The organism is Serratia sp. CY56464 (genome assembly GCF_052168435.1).
Classification (GTDB): Bacteria; Pseudomonadota; Gammaproteobacteria; order Enterobacterales; family Enterobacteriaceae; genus Serratia; species Serratia marcescens.
In genome coordinates this window covers 13394-32500 of the sequence record NZ_JBJNMV010000002.1, presented here as the reverse complement: position 1 = coordinate 32500, position 19107 = coordinate 13394, and the positions used below count along the sequence as shown (strand labels likewise).

10 protein-coding genes are annotated in these 19107 nt (G+C 63.9%); 1 reads left to right on the top strand and 9 read right to left on the bottom strand.

Annotation, left to right across the window (positions count from 1 at the left end; all coding sequences use genetic code 11):
• Window positions 1–2: 2 nt before the first annotated feature.
• From ACJ8KE_RS13730 to fes, 6 genes are all read right to left on the bottom strand, one after another.
• On the bottom strand, window positions 3–1631 hold the full coding sequence (locus ACJ8KE_RS13730) for a (2,3-dihydroxybenzoyl)adenylate synthase (RefSeq protein WP_016929400.1): 1629 nt from the start codon (window positions 1629–1631) through the stop codon (window positions 3–5).
• Between the two features lie 7 nt (window positions 1632–1638).
• The gene (locus tag ACJ8KE_RS13725; RefSeq protein WP_042706404.1) at window positions 1639–2844 is read right to left on the bottom strand and encodes an isochorismate synthase; all 1206 of its coding nucleotides are present in this window, start codon (window positions 2842–2844) and stop codon (window positions 1639–1641) included.
• A 212-nt stretch (window positions 2845–3056) separates the two neighbouring features.
• On the bottom strand, window positions 3057–4325 hold the full coding sequence (gene entS / locus ACJ8KE_RS13720; RefSeq protein WP_016929402.1) for an enterobactin transporter EntS: 1269 nt from the start codon (window positions 4323–4325) through the stop codon (window positions 3057–3059).
• 175 nt (window positions 4326–4500) lie between these two features.
• Window positions 4501–8445: an enterobactin synthase subunit F gene (locus ACJ8KE_RS13715; RefSeq protein ID WP_442517285.1), complete on the bottom strand. Its 3945-nt coding sequence runs from the start codon at window positions 8443–8445 to the stop codon at window positions 4501–4503.
• 32 nt (window positions 8446–8477) lie between these two features.
• Window positions 8478–8684 carry an MbtH family protein gene (locus tag ACJ8KE_RS13710; protein ID WP_028127805.1) on the bottom strand — a complete coding sequence of 69 codons (207 nt, stop codon included), beginning with the start codon at window positions 8682–8684 and terminating at the stop codon, window positions 8478–8480.
• Entirely contained in the window at window positions 8659–10038 is a 1380-nt protein-coding gene (gene fes, locus ACJ8KE_RS13705; RefSeq protein WP_079449972.1) for an enterochelin esterase, read from the bottom strand. The genes ACJ8KE_RS13710 and fes overlap by 26 nt, the downstream gene beginning before the upstream one ends.
• A gap of 284 nt (window positions 10039–10322) precedes the next feature.
• On the opposite strand from fes, the gene ACJ8KE_RS13700 reads away from it, so the two are divergent.
• Window positions 10323–12605 carry a TonB-dependent siderophore receptor gene (locus ACJ8KE_RS13700; protein ID WP_421086170.1) on the top strand — a complete coding sequence of 761 codons (2283 nt, stop codon included), beginning with the start codon at window positions 10323–10325 and terminating at the stop codon, window positions 12603–12605.
• Between the two features lie 57 nt (window positions 12606–12662).
• Here ACJ8KE_RS13700 and ACJ8KE_RS13695 read toward each other — a convergent pair whose 3' ends face one another.
• The 3 genes from ACJ8KE_RS13695 to ACJ8KE_RS13685 all read right to left on the bottom strand — a co-directional run bounded on the left by ACJ8KE_RS13695 (window position 12663) and on the right by ACJ8KE_RS13685 (window position 19015).
• Window positions 12663–13895, bottom strand: a complete 1233-nt coding sequence (locus tag ACJ8KE_RS13695; RefSeq protein ID WP_421086171.1) for a YncE family protein — start codon at window positions 13893–13895, stop codon at window positions 12663–12665.
• A gap of 47 nt (window positions 13896–13942) precedes the next feature.
• A complete protein-coding gene (locus ACJ8KE_RS13690) occupies window positions 13943–16843 on the bottom strand; it encodes a condensation domain-containing protein (RefSeq protein ID WP_442517284.1) in 2901 nt (966 codons plus the stop codon).
• A gap of 78 nt (window positions 16844–16921) precedes the next feature.
• On the bottom strand, window positions 16922–19015 hold the full coding sequence (locus tag ACJ8KE_RS13685; RefSeq protein ID WP_016929409.1) for a TonB-dependent receptor: 2094 nt from the start codon (window positions 19013–19015) through the stop codon (window positions 16922–16924).
• Window positions 19016–19107: the final 92 nt, after the last annotated feature.

Below are 19107 nucleotides of genomic sequence, written 5' to 3'. Positions count from 1 at the left end.
GATTAATCTCCCTGAGCCTGAGTCTGTAGTTGCGCGTCGAGCTGCTGGCGCAGCCGTTTTTTGTCCACTTTGCCGACCGGGGTCAGCGGCAGGCTGTCCACCTGAATAAAGCGATCCGGCAGCTTGAAGTCCGCCACGCCCTGCTCACGCAGGTGGCGGCGCAGCACCACCGGCTTCAGCGGCGCGTTGGCGATGATATAGGCACAGCTCTTCTCCCCCATCAGCGCATCCGGCATCGACACCAGCGCGGCGTTGATCACGTCCGGATGACGCAGCAGCAGGTTCTCGATCTCCTCGGCGGCGATCTTCTCTCCGCCGCGGTTGATCTGGTCTTTTTGCCGCCCCTGAACGGTGATGTAACCGTCTTCGCTGATGCTGATCAGATCGCCGGAGCAATAGAAACCGTTGGCGTCGAAGGCGTCAGCGTTGTGCGCCGGGCTCTGGTAGTAACCGCGGAAGGTGTAAGGCCCGCGCGTCATCAACCGCCCAACCTCGCCCGCCGGCAACGGATTGCCGTCGTCATCCGCCACCCACACCTCGTCGTCCGGTGACATCGGCCGCCCTTGCGTCGTCAGGATGTGGCGTTCGTCGTCGTCCAGACGGGTGTAGTTCACCAGCCCTTCCGCCATGCCGAACACCTGCTGCAGTTGGCAGCCAATTTCGTTCTGAATGCGCGCCGCCAGCGTTTCGCCCAGCTTGGCGCCGCCCACCTGCAGCAGTTTCAGGCTGGCGAGCTGGGTATTGCCGCCCCACTCTTCGATCGCCTGCAGCCACAGCGTGACCGCCGGCGGCACCAGCGCCGTCACGTTGATTTGATGCTGTTCGATCAGGCGAAAGCACTGTCCGGCGTCCGGATCGGCGGCGAACACCACCCGCCCGGCGCCATAAAACACGCCCAGCACGCCCGGCGAACTCATCGGGTAGTTGTGCGCCACCGGCAGCGCGCACAGATAGCGGGTCTGCGCGTCGAAACGGCAGATCTCCACGCTGCGGCGAATGCTGTAGTAGTAGTCATTGTGGGTGCGCGGGATCAGCTTCGGCGTACCGGTGCTGCCGCCGGAAAGCTGGAAGAACGCCACCTGGTCGGCCGCGGAAGGCTGCGCGACAAAACCGTCGCTCGCTTCGTCCAGCCAGGCGGCCAGCGCCAGCTCGCCCTCAGGCTGACTGCGCAGCGCCACGACGCGCAGCGAAGGATGCGCAGCGCGGAAGGCGTTCAGGAATTGATCGTCGGCAAACAGCCCGTGCTGGCGATCGGCGATCAGCAGCGCCGGTTTGATCTGCTCGGCATAGGCGTTCAGTTCGCTGCGCTGATGGCTGAACAGCGCGTTGACCGGCGCCACGCCAATTTTCAGCAGCGCAAAGAACACGATATAGAACTCCGCCACGTTGCCCAGCTGCACCAGCGCGGTATCACCGGATTTTACGCCGCGGCGCAGCAGAGCGGCCGCCAGACGATCGGCGCGCTGCTGCAGCTCACGGTAGGTCAGGCTGCCCTGGGCATCGATAATCGCCGGGGCGTCGTTGTCGGCCTGGCGGTCGAGGATCTCGGTCAGCGGCTTGTCTATCCAGTAGCCGCGCTCGCGATAGCGGCTGGCGAACTCCGCCGGCCAGGGGGTAAAGGCAATGCTCATCTTGTCGTTATCCTTGATTTATACCAAAGGCACGCAGAATAGTGCTGAGTTTGGTGCCTGTTTCATGCCATTCAGATTCGGGTGAAGAGTCTTCCACGATGCCGGCGCCGGCGAACAGCCGCACCCGGTTGCCGTCAACGGTGCCGCAGCGGATAGTCACTACCCACTCGCCGTTGCCTTCGTCGTCGCACCACCCGACGATGCCGCCGAACAGGCCGCGATCGAACGGCTCCAGCTTGCCGATCAAGGCGTGCGCCTCGGCCGTCGGCATGCCGCACAGCGCCGGCGTCGGGTGCAGCAGACAGGCCAGCGACAGGGCATTTTCGTCAGGAGACGCCGCCTCGCCGTCGATCGGCGTGGAGAGATGCCACAGCGTCGTAGTGGTCAACAGTTCAGGGGTGTGCGGCACGTTCAGGTAGCGGCAGCGGCCGGCCAGCACGTCACGCATGCTTTCGGTAACGATGCGATGCTCGTGGCGATCTTTCGCCGAGGCCATCAACCGCTCTCCCACTTCGCGATCGCGCTCTGGGTCGGCCTCGCGCCGGGCGGAACCGGCCAGCGGGTTGGAATAGAAACGGCCGCCGTCCTGGCGCAGCAGCAACTCAGGGCTGGCGCCCAACAGCGCGCCCTGCTCCAGCGGCACATGGAAATGGAAACCGTGCGGGTTCTGGGCGATCACGCGCGCCATCAGCGCATGGCGATCCACCGGCTGGCGCGTTTCGATCTCCAGCAGGCGCGACAAGACCACTTTGTCCAACTCACCGGCCTTCATCGCGTCGACGGCGTCGCTGACCATGTTCATGAACGGCTGCTGCGGCGGCAGTTCCGTTACGCCGGCCAGCTCCGGCCCATCCGCCGCCGGCCTAACGCCGGCCATAAAGGCGGCGCGATCGAACCAGCGGCTCTGCTGGGGAATAAACAGCGCCGAAGGCTGCCGGGTATCGAACGGAATGGCGCCGCACAGCAGCGGTTTTTTGATGCCGGCCTGGCGGGCCTCGGCAAACGCCTGCCGTACGCTGCGCTGGAACTCGCCGTTCAGATCGGCGCCGTCCGCGGCCGGCAGGCGAATGCGGCTGAAACAACCGGTGGTGGTCAAGCTGCGGAAAGGGGAGGTAAAGAAGAAGCCCGACGCCGGAGAAAAATCAGCGGCGAACCGGTGTTCTTCGCGCTCCTGCATTTCCTTTCGATTGATGTCGTTCACGGCAGTATCCATCGCTTCGCCCTCAATAATTTGAAGTGATAACCAATATAATAATGATTATCATTTGAGTTAATTCCGCGCTAAATTACTCGCCGATATTTGCTATGTCAATAAACGTAAGCACTTCTTTCATTTCGAAATCATGACATAAACGCTGTGGGTTTTACGCATGCCGATGATAAGCATTGCTATTTGATCCCACAGCGTCGCATTAGCGCATGACGTTACTTTTCGCTGGCTGGTTGCGCCTCGTTATGCGGCTCCGGTTTGTGCAGCGTGACCTGGCGCAAACCGGTCATGGCGAACAGCAACAGGATGCCGAGCAGCGCCGCGCCGAAGCCGAAACCGCTGGCGCTCATCGCCGGCAGCATGAAGGCGCCCATCGCCCCCAGCAGCAACGCGCCCAGCGCATCGCCCACCACGTTTTGCGCCGTCCACAGGCCGTTGATGCGGCCAAGGAAGTTATCCGGCGTCAGGCTCTGGATCAGGCCGTATTGCAGCAGCGAGTTCAGCGCGCTCAGGTAGCCGAACGCCACCAGGCACAGCAACGCCAGGCTGTACCACGGCATCAGACCGAACAGGCCAATAGAGGCGAAAGCCGCGATCGCCGTCAGCAGCATTACCCAACCGGGGCGCGCCACGTGCGCCACGCGCCCGCTGGTGAACGCACCGATGGCCGCGCCGAGCGGCACGGCGGCGTACATATAACCGAGGTGGGCTGCGTCGATGCGCCAGCTTTCCGCCATCGCCGGGTACAGCACGCGCACCGCGCTGGCCATGGTCAGCAACGCGCCGATCAGCGCCACCATACCTATCACCTTGTTCTGGAACAGGAAGGCGAAACCGCCCGCCAGCGCGCGCAGCGGATGTTCCCGCGGCTGCGGCGGCGGCATCAGCTGCGGCAGGCTCAGCAGCGGCAACAGCGTCAGCAGGGTGCCGAACGCCGCCAGGCCGTAGTTCCAGGCGATGCCCATATGAGCGATCACCAGGCCGCCAATCGCCGGGGAAAGAATCGAGCCGAAGCGCACCGTCAGCATGCTGATGGCGCCCGCCTGCACGATGTTTTCGCGGCCCACCAGCGCCGGCGTGGCCGCCAGCAGCGCCGTCACCCCCACCGCGCCGAAGAAGCCGTCCCATACCGCCAGCAGATAAATGGCCGCCAGCGAAGGCGACGGCAACAGGGCGTTGAGGCACAGGCCGACGAAGCCGACGCCGCAGGTGGAGCGCGCAAACAGAATCAGTCGGCGCCGCTCATAGCGATCGGCCAATACGCCCCCCATCAGCAGCCCGGCGAACATGCCGCCGCCGGCCAGCGTCACCGCCAGCCCGACCTGCAGGGTGGAACCGGTCAGCGCCTGGATCTGCACCGGGATGGCGATCGCCATCAACCCCAGCGCCACAATGGAGATAAAGCGCGCGCAGAACACCGCGCGGAAAGCCCGGTTGGTTTTCAGCAGGCTGAAATCAAGCAGGATGGAGGGTTTGCTACTCATCGGTTGTTCACCACATCTTTAAACGGGGATTCTGCAGTTGCGGAGCGCTATGCTAGCACAGATGACGAAATCAATAATGATAATAAAACTCATTGATATTCAATTGTGAGCGACCGCAAGAAACGCCGCCAAACGCGGGACAATCCCCGTGTCTGGCGGCGGGATGAGGGCGTAATTACAGCGTGCGCAAGATCCGGTTCAGCAGCGGCCCCAGCACTTTGAACGACGCCGGCGAAACGATATCGACGTGCGCGCAGTCCAGCTCGTGCGCCTGCAGCGCATCGACGTACTGCGACCAGGTTTGCTGCACGTCCATCCCGTCCTGCAGCGTGCGCTTGGCGACGAACAGCGTCGCCTGGCCGTGGAAACGGGCGGTCCGCGTGTGCGACAGCAACCGCACCGAATCGGCGTAGTTGGCTTCAATGTTGTCGAACATCGCCGTGCGCGCCTCACCCAGCGCCGGATCGAGCGTGTCCTGCGACACCGCCAGGAACTGCTCGCGCTCACGCTGCACTTCCTTCAACACGTTGTCGTCCAGCATCACGTCCCAGTTTTGGGTCTCCGGCGGATAGGTATCCAGCAGGCCGAGGAACGCCACCTGCTCGCCGCGCGCCTGCAGCCGGGCGGCAATGCCCTGCGCCAGCGTGCCGCCCAGCGAGTAGCCGATGAAGTGATACGGCCCGTGCGGTTGCACCTGCAACACCGTCTGCAAGTGGGCATCCACCACCTGATCCATATCTTCGCTCAGCGCCAGCGGGCCGTCCGGCCGCGGCGACTGGATGCCGACCAGCGACCAGTGCTGATCGAGATAGCGCGGCAATACGCTGAACTGCCAGGAGAAACCGGACGCCGGGTGCAGACAGAACAGCGTCGGCCCCTCGGTGACGCGCAGCGGCAATACGCTGTCGAAGCCGCTGCGATCGGCCTCTTCCTGCGTGCGATCTTCCGCCAGCAAGGCGGCCAGTTGCTCAACGCGCGACGCCACCATCACCTGGCCGACGGACACCGCCTTGCCCAGATCGCGGCGCAACTCCGCCGCCAGGCGCATCGCCAGCAGCGAATGGCCGCCAAGCGCGAAGAAATCGTCGTCGGCGAACACCTGCTCGCGCTGCAGCAAACGGGCGAATACCGCAGCGATCTCGCTTTCCAACCCGGCCTGCGGCGGCCGCCCCGCCTTGCGCTCACCGCCCTGCGGCTGCGGCAAAGCCTTGCGATCCAGCTTGCCGTTGGCGCTCAGCGGCAAATCACTCATTTCCACCAACGCCACCGGCACCATGTGCGGCGGCAGGCGGTCGGCCAGCGCCGCGCGCAAAACTTCCGCATCCCAGCTCGCGCCGGGCTGCATCACCAGATAGCCCACCAGCTGGCGCGCATCGCCGCCGGCGTCCACCGGCGTGCCCTGCAACACCAGCGCATGCGTCACCGCCTGGCGCACACCCGGCAGCGACAGCAAGGCGTGGTCGATTTCACTCAGCTCGATACGCTGCCCGCGGATCTTCAGTTGATCATCGCTGCGGCCCAAATATTCCACCGCGCCGTCCGGCAGCCAGCGCGCCACGTCGCCGGTGCGATACATCCGTCCGCCCTCGCCGAACGGGTCGGCGACAAAGCGGCTGGCGGTCAGATCAGGCCGGCCAAGGTAGCCGTGCGCCAGCTGCACGCCGGTCAGATACAGATCGCCCGCCACGCCCGGCGGCACCGGCCGCAGGCGCGCGTCCAGAATGCGCAGTCCGGTGTTCCATACCGGCAGGCCGATCGGCACGTTGGCGCCGGTCACCTTCGCCAGCGCGTCGCCGTAGGCCGGATGCCAGGTCACATCCACCGCCGCCTCGGTCGGGCCGTAGAGGTTATGCAACGGCACTGCCGTGCGGCTTTGCCACAGGCGGCACAGCTCCGCCGGCAGCGCTTCGCCGCTGCAGAACACCTGGCGCAGCGCGGCGCAGTTCGCCACCGCCGCGTCGTCGTCCAGTGCGGCCACGAAAGCCGCCAGCATCGAAGGCACGAAGTGCATCGTGGTAATGCGGTGTTGCGCGATCAGCTGTTGCAGTTGCTGCGGATCGCGGTGCGCCTCCGGCGGCGCCATCACCAGCCGGGCGCCGACCATCAGCGGCCAGAAGAATTCCCACACCGAGACGTCGAAACTGCATGGCGTTTTCTGCAGCACCGCGTCGTCCGCCCCCAGCGGATACTGGTGCTGCATCCACAGCAAGCGGTTGACGATCGCCTGATGGCCGACCAGCACGCCTTTCGGGCGCCCGGTGGAACCGGAGGTAAAGATGATATAGGCCGCATGATCCGGCGTCGGGCCCGCGATCGCCACCCCGGCGGCATGATCGGCCGCCAGCGGCGCGTCATACAGCAAGATTTCGCCCTTGTCGGCGAAGCGCGCCTGCTGCGCCGGGTTGGTGATGACCAGCCGGGGCGCGGCGTCTTCCAGCATCATCGCCAGCCGCTCGTCCGGATAACCGGTATCCAGCGGCAGGTAGGCGGCGCCCGCTTCCACGATCGCCATCAACGCCAGCGACAGGAACACCGAACGCGGCAGCGCCACCGCCACGATGTCGCCCGGCTGCACGCCCTGCGCCACCAGCTGGCGCGCCAGCGCCGTGACCTGCTCGCGCGTTTCGCGGTAGGTGAAATTGAAATGCGCATCCGCCAGCGCCGGCGCGTTCGGCGTAATTTGCGCCTGCTGCGCCAGCAGTTGGCTCAGCGTGGCCGCCGGCACCGGATGCGCCGTGTCGTTGACCCGCGCCAGCAGCGCATGATCGTCGGCGGTCAGCATGTCGGCTTCGCCGATCGGCAACGTTGCCTGCGCGGCGAACTGCGCCAGCAGCAGCGGCAACCGCTGCAGATGCGCCAGTAGTTCCTGACGGCTGTAACGCTCGGCGTTGGCCAGCAGCTCCACCTTCAGCTGATGGTGTTCGTCGATAAACAGCGCAATCTCCAGATCGCGCACCGGCCCGGAGGCCAGATCGTGGGTAATGCCTTCGATACCGGCGAAATCCAGCTGGTAATCGAACATTTTGAAGTTGAAGACCGTGCCGTACAGCGGTTCGCCGTCGCCGATGCGCCCCAGATCGCGTTGCACCTGTTCGGCGTCGTAGCGCTGATGGCGGCGCACCGTTTTCAGCTCGCGGCTGATGCGGGCGGCGGCCTCATACAGCGTGGCCTGCGGCTCGAGGTGCATCTCCATCGGCAGCACGTTGATCACCGGGCCGGCCGCGCACAGGGCGGCCGATCCGGTGCGGCGCATGAAGATAAAACCGGCGCTGAAGCTCGGTTGGCCGCTCAGACGCGACACCCACAGCGCCACCAGCGCCACCGCCATATCGGCGGCGTTCAGCTTCTGCTGCGCGCCGCACTGCACCAGTTCGGCGAAGGCCTGCGGATCGCAGCGCTGTTCCAATCGATGGATGCGCGGCGTGGGCGTTTGCCCGGCCAGCGGCTGCGGGCAGAGCGTGGCCGGCGGCGGCAGCTGCTGCGCTTTCTCGCGCCAGAAATCGGCGTCGCGTTGCCAGGCCGGCGCTTCCCGGTAAGCCTGGTATTCCGCCACCACGTCGCTGAACGCCGTGAAAGGCGTCGGTTCCAGCGCATCGCCGCGGCAAAGGTGGGTATAAATCGCCGCCACGCGGCGAGCGATGGCGGTGAAGCTGAAACCGTCCACCAGCAGATGGTGATAGCGCTGATACCAGAACCAACGGTCATCCGCCAAACGCATCACCACATGGCGATACAGCGGCGCGCCGCTGCCGGCGCGCAGATCGCTCGCCAGATCGATGTCCATCAGCGCGCGTGCGGCGGCTTCAGGATCCGACGACGTCGTCAGATCGACAAGTTCCGGCTCATACACCGCCAGCGCGTCGTCCAGCCATTGCACCGGCACGCCGTCGCGTTCAGCAAAACGCAGGCGCAGCATGTCCACCTCGTCCAGGCCCTGGATGATGGCCTGCAGCAGAGGCTCCACGGCAATGGGGCCGTTGAGTTCGATGGCGTGGGCCACCGCGTAGGCATTGCGATGCGGGGAGATTTGATCGGCGACCCAGATGCCGGGTTGCGCCGCGACCAACGGCCATTCGCCCGCAAGCGCCGGGCCGCTGAGAGAGTTAGGGGTGTGTGACACTGCTTATTGCTCCCGTAATTACCTGGCGCCGGTCACGCCTCGCGTGCTGCGACCGGCAGAATATCTTGCCAATGCTGTTCCAGCCACTCGTCGCACGCGGGGCGCGCCGCCGGGCCAAAGACGATCGTCCACTCGGACGGAATGGCGCGGAAATCCGGCCACAAACTGTATTGTTGTTGTACGTTGCGCAGCACCAGGCTGCGCTGCTGTTGATCATCGAACGGATTCAGGCTTTCCACCATGTGTTCCTCGTGCCGTTGCCGTCGCCGATGCCGGATAAGCGGTGGCGAAAGCGGAAGCCCATACCGCCTGCAGCCCATCGGTCAGGCCGCTGCGCCAACACAACGCGTCGTGCCCGCCTTCCACCACCCGGTAGTGCACCCGATGGCCGGCGTCGCTCAGGCGCGCCGCCATTTCGCCGCTGACCCGATGCACCAGCTTTTCCTGCGAACCGGCTTCCATAAAGACCTTCAGCGCGCCGTGGTTGCCCAGGCCGTGCCGTTCTACCTGCTGCATCAGCCAGCAGGCGTCGTCGGGAATGCTCGGCAGTTGCAGCATGTCGCGCCGCGGCCACCAGTAGGAGCCGGACTGGGTGATCACCGCGCCGAAGCGCTGCGGCCAGCGCAGCCCGGCGTACAGAGAGGCCAGGCCGCCAAAGCTTTGCCCCGCCACCACCGTATCGGCCGGCTTGTCGCTGTGCGGCGCCCAGTCGGCCAGCTGCGGCATCAGTTCTTCCTGCACCGCCAGCCAGAAATCGTCCTTGCAGGTTAATTCTCGCGCCCGGTGCGGCAGATCGATGATGTCGATCAGCACATACACCGCTTCCGGCAACGCCCCCTCGCGGGTCAGCTGCATCAGCGGCTCCCAAACCGGCATCTGCTTCGCCCAGAACTGGCCGTCGAGCAGGATCGCGAGCGGGCGCTCGGCCGGCTTGCTGTCGCCGGTGGTGTAGATCCAGACGTCGCGGCTGTTGCCCAGGCGTTCGCTCTGCCAGGTATGGCGCTGCAAACGCGCCGGCAGTGGCGGCGTGCAGCGCCCGCTGGCGATCTCATACTCGTCGAACGAACGCCATACCGGCTGCGGCGGCGCATCCGGCATGTGCAGACCGGAGACGCTGTGGCCGCTGGCGCTTTGCCAGGAGCGATAAGGGTTGAGCAGATCGGGGGTAGCGCTGGCGAACACCTGGTGCCACCAGTGACGCAGGTTGTGCATGTTGGCGTGCGCATCGTCGCCGCTGAACGCCGGCGGCCGCTCGTCAAAGCAGGGGATAAAGCAGTAGCTACCGCGCCAGGCGCCGCTCAGCTCGGTCTGCCAGTACCACACGTCGGTACCGGCCAAGCGCTGCAGGCTTTGCGGCGGATTCGGCTGATGATGGTCGGTCAGGCAGTTAATGTTGATCCACACGCGACGGTAGGCGGAGGTCAATTCGCATCCCTGAGGATCGCGCCAGAAGAAGGTGGTGCGCCACCGGCCGTTACCCGCCGGTTCTACCCATGGCGTACCGCGTCGTGCCACCGTCAACCACCACCCTGGACTGCCCGCATTGCTGCTGGCCAATAATCTGCTGCTTTCTGACTGTAGTTCTGTATTCACAACGCCTACCCATTTTGTAGTTGGCGGCTCCGGGAACGTCGACTTTTCCCTATCGCCGGCCACCGCCCGAACGCACTGTACGCCAAATACTATTGATAATAATTTGCATTTGCAATAGTGTGTAAGGCTTGGAGATCGTGCTGGTATTGCGCGCAACGGACAGGGATCGGGGATACATCAATGGCATCCCTTGCCGCAGCCGATTTTCTATTTCCGACTACACAAAAACTACAACCGCCCTTCCCCCCATTCGGCGAGGGATGGCAGCAAGGTAGGACACTCAGATGAAAAGCAAGCTATCACGTTATTCTTTAGCCACTCTTATCGGCTTGGGATTGGGCGCGTCCGCGTTCGCCAACGCCGCGCAGCAGACCGACACCCCCACCACGGAAGAGAACAGCGGCACAGCGGAGAAAAAGCCGCGCGGCGAAGACACCATCGTCGTGACCGCCGCCCGGCAGAACCTGCAGGCGCCGGGGGTGTCCACCATCACCGCCGACGAGATCAAAAAACGCCCGCCGGCGCGCGACATCAGCGAACTGATCCGCACCATGCCCGGGGTTAACCTGACCGGCAACTCCACCAGCGGCCAGCGCGGCAACAATCGCCAGATCGATATCCGCGGCATGGGCCCGGAAAACACCCTGATTCTGATCGACGGCAAACCGGCCTCCAGCCGCAACTCGGTGCGTCAGGGCTGGCGCGGCGAGCGCGACTCGCGCGGCGATACCGCCTGGGTGCCGCCGGAAATGATCGAACGCATCGAAGTGCTGCGCGGCCCCGCCGCGGCGCGCTACGGCAACGGCGCCGCGGGCGGCGTGGTCAACATCATCACCAAGAAGGCCGGCGATGCGCTGCACGGCTCGCTGAACGGTTACTTCAACGTGCCGCAGCACAAGCAGGAAGGCGCCACCAAACGTACCGACTTCAGCCTGTCCGGCCCGCTGAGCGACACCCTGAGCTTCCGCCTGTTCGGCGGCTACAGCAAAACGCAGGCCGACGCCTGGGACATTAACGAATCGCATAAATCCGAACGCGTCGGCGCCTACGCCAACAGCGTCCCGGCCGGGCGCGAGGGGGTGGTCGATAAAAACATCGACGCCTTGCTGCACTGGGATTTCGCCCATCTGCAGTCATTGGAGTTCGAGTACGCCTATGGCCGCCAGGGCAACCTGTACGCCGGCGATACCCAGAACACCAACACCAACGCCCTGGTGCAGAGCAACTACGGCAAAGAGACTAACCGCATCTACCGTGAAACCTTCGGCCTGACCCACCGCGGCGCCTGGGACAACGGCGTGAGCACCAACAACTACGTGCAGTTCGAACGCACCCGCAACACCCGCCTGAACGAGGGCTTGGCCGGCGGCACCGAAGGCATCTTCGACACCAAAAACACCGGTTTCGGCACCACCAAGCTGGACGACTTCCTGGCGCACAGCGAAGTCAGCGTGCCGTTCGAGCTGGGCGTCGCGCAAACCGCCACGCTGGGCACCGAGTGGACCCAGCAGCGGATGAAAGACGGCACGTCCACCAGCCAAACACTGATGGGCGGCACCATTCCCGGCATGACCACAGGTACGCGTAGCCCTTACGCTTCCGCGCATATCTTCTCGCTGTTCGCCGAAGACAACATTGAACTGACCGACACCACCATGCTGACGCCGGGTCTGCGCTACGATCTGCATTCGGAATCCGGCAACAACTGGAGCCCGGCGCTGAACCTGTCGCAGGAACTGGGCGACTACTTCACGCTGAAGATGGGCATCGCGCGTTCCTATAAAGCCCCGACCCTGTTCCAGACCAACGGCAACTACCTGCTGTACAGCAAAGGCCAGGGATGCGCCGGTAGCGATACCAGAAACGGCTGCTACCTGCTCGGCAACGACGATCTGAAGGCGGAAACCAGCGTCAACAAAGAGATCGGGCTGGAGTTCCATAACGACGGCTGGCTGGCCGGCGTGACCTACTTCCGCAACGATTACCACAACAAGATTGAAGCGGGTAACTCCCGCATCGCCACCAGCAGCACCGGTACGGCGGTCTATCAGTGGGAAAACGTGCCGAAGGCGGTGGTGCAAGGGCTGGAAGGCTCGCTGAACGTGCCGGTCAGCGAGACCGTCACCTGGAGCAACAACGCCACCTACATGATCGAGAACAAGAACAAGACCACCGGCGATTACCTGTCGGTGATCCCGAAGTTTACCGTCAACTCGACCCTCAGCTGGCAGGCCACGCAAGATCTGTCGATGCAGTCCACTCTGACCTGGTACGGCCGTCAGAAGCCGAAGAAGTACAACTACCAGGGTAAACCGGCCACCGGCGGCGAAACCCGTGAGGTTAGCCCTTACGCCGTCGTCGGCGCCAGCGCGACCTATGACCTGACCAAAAACGTCAGCCTCACCGCCGGCATCGACAACCTGTTCGACAAACGCCAGTTCCGCGCCGGCAACGCGCAGAACGTGGGCGATCCGAACACCGGCGCGATCAACATCGCCGGCGCGGGCGCGGCTACCTACAACGAACCGGGCCGTACCTATTACATGAGCATCAACACCCACTTCTGATGACATGTTCCAACGACAAAGGGCGCCGCGGCGCCCTTTTTTTATCTTTATATTCAGCTAGTTGGAATTCAGTTGAATACGCACCACGCTTTCCGGCTTGCCGGCCTTGGTGGAAGCGCCGTCGTTTTTCACCGTCACGAACAGCGCGTCACCTTTCGGATCCAGCGCCAGGCTGTTAGGGTGCGGCGGCAAATCCACGGTCTGCAGACGCTTGAGCGTTTTGGCGTCAAACACCGTTAGCGTCCCGGCGCCGTGATCCACGCGTACCCCTTTGCGGTTGGCGACATACAGCCGCTGGCTGCGCTCGTCGAGCAACAGGCCGATCGGCACCTCATCCGTCAGCTCGCTGGCCAGCACCTTGCCGCTGTCCGCATCCAGCGCAAATACCCGGTGGCCGCTGCTGCGCTTCACGTAGTCGTGCCCCAGATGATGGTTGCGGTAGTCGTCGCGATCGATGCCCTGATCGACGCCCAGCAGGCGATTGCCCGCCGGGTCATACACCAGGTTCAGCAGCTGATCGGCCTGCACTTCGTGCGTGGCGGTGATCGCCAGCGTGTCGGCGTTCAGGGTGATCACCTGCCCCTGCATGTTGGAAACGAATACCCGACGGCCCTTCTCATCCAGCGTGATGCCCACCGCGTTGTAACCGAAGCCCGGGATCACTTTCTCCAGCTTGCCGGCCTTGGTATCGACCACGTACAGCACGCTGTCGACGCCGAAACCCAGGCCCGGCAGGAACAGACGGCCGCTTTGCGCGTCATACTTGATCTCGCGGAGACGATACAGGTAGTCCTCGGTGATTTTAAACTTCTTCAGCTCCGCCAACAGGAAATCCAGACGCTTGCCGCTGATGCCCGCCTGCTTGTAAGCCTGCTCCAGCACCGCCTTGTCCAGCAGCTTGATGCTGCCCAGCGCGTGGTTGGTGGTGGTGTCCACCACCCCGACTTCGCCGTTGAAGGCCTGCGTCAGGTACAGGCGATTGCCAGCGTCGTTCAGCGCCACGCCGAAGCCTTTCACCTGCAGCGGGATCTCCGCCTTGATCGCCAGGGTGTTGGGATCCAGCCGCAGCACGCGGGAGCGCGCCTCTTCCTTCCAATCCGGCGCGCTGACGAACAGCGCCTGTTGCGAGGTGCTGTAGGCCATCTCCACCACCGTCGACGACAGCGCCTGGCGCTTGATGTCTTGCGGTTTGATGCCGGCATCGTCGGCCTGCGCGGCGCCGGCGACCACCAGAGAGGCCGCCACCAGCAGCGACAGTAACGCGCGCGGGGTTGCTAGGGTTCCAGACATCCTTTTATCTCCTTGAAAATCATGCTTTCGGTTAGAGTGAAACAACGTCATGCCTGCGGCCCGGGCGGCAGCGCCGCCAGAGCGATATCGCCAGCGATGTGCTGCGCAAACTGGGTAAAGACATGCTGAACGCCGTCGGCGATCAGATTGGCCTGCTCCCGGCTGTAGTGATCCTGGCGGTAGGTCATCATCACCCGCAGGGATTTCGCCCCCGCCAGATCGTCTTCCATCACCTCAAACTGCAGGCCGAGCAACGATTCGGCTTTCTCCGGCTCCACCTGACGGTAGGCGATCGCGCTGCCGTCCTGCAGCCGGAACTCGCCGTTCAGCTTGATGCGGCTGTGGATCTGGATAAACACTTCGAACATGTGGTTCTTGCGGTCGGCGTCCACGCCGAACAGCCCTTCCTCCACCAGATCGATCGGAATGTCAGTGTACGGCAGCGAGCCATTGATGGTGTTTTTCACCTGGCTGACCAATCCGGCCACCGTTAGCCCCTCGTCGAAGCGCACGCGGTGCACCACCACGGTGGTGAAATAGCCGACGGTATCGAAGAACTCGGCGTCGTTACGGCCGGAAGTCGAGGTGCCCACCAGCAGATCCGCCGGGCCGCCCAGCAGGCGCAGCGCCGAGGTAATCCCGGCATACACCACGTTGAACAGCGACGCGTTGTTGCGGCGGGCAAGCTGATACAAGCCTTCCGCCACGGCAGGATCGACCTCGAACTCCAGCCAGCCGCCGTTGACGTCCGCCGGCGCCGGCACCGCCGGGTGGGTGGACGCTTCTTGCCGGAAGATCGGCTGGCCGACCGGCGCGCCGCGCAGCGCATCGAGCCAGTAGTCCAGATGTTGCTGCTGCACTCCCGAAGCCCGCTGTTGCCGGGCGAAGGTATGGAACTGCGGCGGCTGCCCGCTCCACTGCGGCGCCTGGCCGACGACGCGATGGCGATAGGCGACGCCCAACTCGTCCATCATCAGGTTGAGCGACCATTCATCCAGCACCACATGGTGGAACAGCAGCGACAGCAGCTGTTGGCCGTTGTCCGCATCGCGCAGCAGCGTGGCGCGCAGCGGCAGCTCGGCGGCCAGATCGAACCGATGCTGGCCGGCGTCGGCCAACAGGGCGGCGGCATTACCCGCCGGCGTCTCGTGGGAGAAGCGGAACCACTGATAATCAGGCAATTCTGCGGCCGGCACCACGACCTGCACCACCTCCCCCTGCTGCTCGACGAAGCGTGAACGCAGCACGGTATGACGAGTCATGACGTCGATAAACGCCTGATGCAGCGCCGTTTCATCCACCGCATCGAAGAAGCGCAGAGAGAACGGCAGGTTGAAAATCTCGTCATGGCCGAAGGCTTCATACACCTTCCACAGCGATTCCTGTGCCAGCGACAGCGGCGCCTGTGCCCGATCATGATCGTCGGCGATGGCTAGCGCGGCATTCGGCTGCGCAACGTTCAGACGTTTGGCATAGCCCGCCAACCCGCGCGCCGTCGGATGGCTGAACAAATCGTTAATGTTGATTTCGATCTGATGCAGGCTCAGCAAGCGGCCAATCACCCGGGTAGCGACCAGCGAATGGCCGCCGCGATCGAAGAAGTCTTCATCCAGGGTCATTTCCGGGGCCACCAGCGCCTCACGAAACTCCTGCAAAATCAGCGGCGCAACGCTTTCGTCCGCGTCGCCGTTCGCCGCCGGCGCGGCCATCGCCGGGGAAGCCGCCGGCAATGCGACGGTAATTCGCTGCCCGGCCAGGAACGCGCTGAACTGCTCCAGCAGGAAAGGCGCCGCGTGCGGAGACAGGCGCGGGTCGGTGACCAGCTCCAGCGTCAGCGTTTCTGCCTCCGGCAAGCCCAACAGCAGCGCCAGTTCAAACGGCGTATGCAGCGGCGGCAGCAACAGGCGTTCGGCGTGAACGCCTTCCATGCGCCAGTCCGCAGCCAGATCGTCACGCCAGGCCACCAGCAGCTGCGCCCGCTGCGGATCCGGCTGTTCGGCCACGGTCTGTGCCAGCAGCCGCTGCCCGATGTCGCCCTCGCCATGCAGCACGGTCAGGCGCATCAGCGGTACCGCCGTCAGCCCCAGCTCCAAACCGATGCACTCCGCCGTCTCCGCCGTCGGCACGCACAGCTGCACGGCTTGCCCACCGGCCTGCGCGGCGACGAACTCGGCAAACCGCGCCGCTACCGCCGCCAGCAAGGCCCGCGGTGTGTCGTTGGCGGGTAACAGCGAACGCGCAATGCGCGTGACCACGCGCCCCCCCACCGGCGGCAAGGCTTCAGCACGCTGCGCCGGGCTGCGGTAATCCTGCAGCGAAACCGCCTGGCGCTTCCAGGGCAGTTGCGGCTCCGGGATTTCCGCCGGCTCGACCGGCTCCGCCACGAAAGACAGGGGCATCGCACCCCCGTTATAACGGGCGGACAGCATCGTCGGCAGGTGGCGCCACGGCAACGCTTCCGCCAGAATGTCATGCAATACCACGCCCAAAATCACGTCATCACCCGACGTGAGCAACAGCAGGCAGCGCAGCGGCGCTTCGCTTTCCAGTTCAAATGGCGCCGCCTGCGCTTGCAGCAGGCAACCCATGGCGTGTTGTTCATCCGCCACCTGACGCAGGCTCACCGGCAACGGCGCAGAATCGGCGGCGCGTTTAACCAGACCGTTTTCGTCATCAAAAACGTAACGCACGTTCACGCCCGGCGTTTCCCGCACCAGCGCCTGCAGCGCCGCCGCCAGCCGGGCGATATCCACGTCCCCCGTCAGGCGCCAGGCCAGCGCCCGCTGCCCGTGCGCACCGCCCTGCTGCAGATGGGCGAACCATGCTCGTTCTTCGGCTTCGCTTACCGGCCGCTCGCCGTTCGCCGCCCCCGCGCCCAGCGCCTGAAACGCGCTCTCCAGCCGCTGGGCCTCTTCATCGCTCAGAATGCTGTCAAAATCACCGATCACTGCGTTATCTCCTTTGCCCGGCCATGCCGGGATAGCGCATAAAATGGGGGACATTCGTCCCCCGTCACCGCGATAGCGTTAGAAAGTCAGCTCAACCGCTGCGCCGACCAGGCGGCCTCGCTGGAGAGTCGCCGTGTAGATGTCGTTGCTTCTGACCATCTCGCGGCGGTCGGAATCAAACAGGTTTTTCGCATACAGCGTGGCGCGACCGTAGTCGAAGGTGTAAGCCAACTGGGCGTTGGCCGTCCAATAAGAGCCGATGCGCCCGCGCGAGTCGTTGTCGTATTGCGAATAGTAGGAGTCGGTAAACGCCACGTTGCTGCTCAGCTCCCATCCTTTCAGGAACTGATATTTGGCGCCCATGTTGGCGGTGTAAGCCGGTGCGCGCGCCAGCTCATGCCCTTCCACGCCGCTGCCCGAGAACTTCTTGATGTCGGTTTTCAACAGGCCGAGGTTGCCGAACAGTTCGAAGTCCCAGCGCGGCTGCCAGGTGGCGCCGATTTCCGCGCCGTAGGTTTCCACCTTGTCGGCGTTGCGGATCACGCTGGAGTTCTCACCCAGCGAGTACGGAAGCTGCATGTCTTTGTAATCGTTGTAGAAGATGTTACCTGTCAGCACCACGTTGGCGTCTTTCAGGTGATGGCGGGTGTACAACTCGTAGTTCCAGACATACTCAGAACCGTAGGTGTAGCTGACCACCGGCGTGCCGATCGTGATGCCGCCGCCGCCGGCGTTATAGCCGCGGGCGATCTTGGCGCCGTAGGTTTGGGTATCCGTCGGTTTCCAGGCCACGTCCAGCTTCGGCAGGAACACGGTGTAGGTTTCATCGAAATCGATGCGCACCGCCTGGCTGCCGCCGTCGCGGCGACGGTGTTCGCGTTCCAGGCGGCTGGCGGCGGTCACGTCCACCTGCGGCGTCAGCGCATAGGTCAGCTCGGCGAACGCCGAATGGGTATCGGTTTTATCTTTGAAGGTCGATCCGCCGAAGATGTTGACGAACTCATCCTGCGTGCCGTGGAAGTAACGCAGCCCCGCCAGCCCATGCAGGCGGCTGTCCGCTCCGCCGAAGCGCACCACCGGCTCCACGTGAACTTCCTGGCCGTCGATCTCGGCGTATTGGATGTTGTAAGCGGTCGGACGGTTGATGTTGAAATCGGTATAGATAACGCGGTTTTCAAACGTCAGCGCATCGGAGGCCTCCCAGGCCAGATCCCAGATGGTGCTGTTCATGTTGCTTTTGAACACGGCGCGGCGCGGATCGTGGCGCGGGTTGGTCGGATGCGGCTGCGGGTTGAGGCTTTCGTTCTGCGGCGCGGTGCTGCCAAAGTGGTTAAAGGTCAGCTTGGTGGTCAGATCGCGCAGGCCGGCCGGGTTAAACAACAGCTTGGCGCGGGCGGTGGTGGCCTCCACTTCGCGCGGATCGCCCACCGGCGCATAGGCCGGCAGATCGGCTTCGCTACGGCGGCGCTGGCGATCGACGCTGACGCGGAACGCCAGCTGATCTTCCACCAGCGGGCCGGACGCCATGGCGGCCAGCTGTGAAGAGTGCTGGTTGCCGGCCCCGCCCTTGAACGCGCTTTCCCATTCGAAGGTCGGATCTTTACTGGCCATGACGATGGCGCCGGCGATGGCGTTGCGCCCCTGGATGTAGCTTTGCGGGCCGAGGAACACTTCGACGCGATCCAGATCCCACAGCGACTGCGGACCGAACGCCTGTTCGTTATACGTCAGCGAACGGCCGTCCAATGACAGATTGAGGCGCGGGCGGGTGCCGCTGAGGAAAGCGTTGGCGCCGACGTTCGGGCCGGAACCGTCGATACCGCGCACGGTCGGCAGTTCGTTGCCGATGCCCAGATCCACCACGTTGGGGGTCATGCGTAGCAGATCGGGGATCTGCACCGCATCGGGCATCGAGGCGATGCGGTTGCTGTCGAACACCTGCACGCTGGAGCCGGTGTCGAAAATGGAACGTTTGATCTTCTCACCGGTAACCAGCAGCGTTTCCGCGTCCTGGTAGGTTTCGTTGCTCTTCGTTTCCGCCGCGTTGACGTTACCGATCGCCAGTGAACAAACCCCTAAAAATACGGAGGAAAATGCCCCAAGGGCTTTCATCCCCGCCTTTTCCCCGTTTCCTACGCTTTCATGCCGTTGAGCCGCAAAATGCTTGCCCATAGATGTCTTCTCCTTTCATCCCAGAGGTGCACAAAATTTGATTTTTTTTTACACAACCTACATCGACACTCACACAGACCATGACGCTGCGG

Excerpts from the sequence above, each read along its gene's own strand:
- ACJ8KE_RS13730 (WP_016929400.1), bottom strand. The coding sequence starts at position 1,631 with ATGAGCATTGCCTTTACCCCCTGGCCGGCGGAGTTCGCCAGCCGCTAT.
- ACJ8KE_RS13725 (WP_042706404.1), bottom strand. The coding sequence starts at position 2,844 with ATGGATACTGCCGTGAACGACATCAATCGAAAGGAAATGCAGGAGCGC.
- entS (WP_016929402.1), bottom strand. The coding sequence starts at position 4,325 with ATGAGTAGCAAACCCTCCATCCTGCTTGATTTCAGCCTGCTGAAAACC.
- ACJ8KE_RS13700 (WP_421086170.1), top strand. The coding sequence starts at position 10,323 with ATGAAAAGCAAGCTATCACGTTATTCTTTAGCCACTCTTATCGGCTTG.
- ACJ8KE_RS13695 (WP_421086171.1), bottom strand. The coding sequence starts at position 13,895 with ATGTCTGGAACCCTAGCAACCCCGCGCGCGTTACTGTCGCTGCTGGTG.
- ACJ8KE_RS13685 (WP_016929409.1), bottom strand. The coding sequence starts at position 19,015 with ATGGGCAAGCATTTTGCGGCTCAACGGCATGAAAGCGTAGGAAACGGG.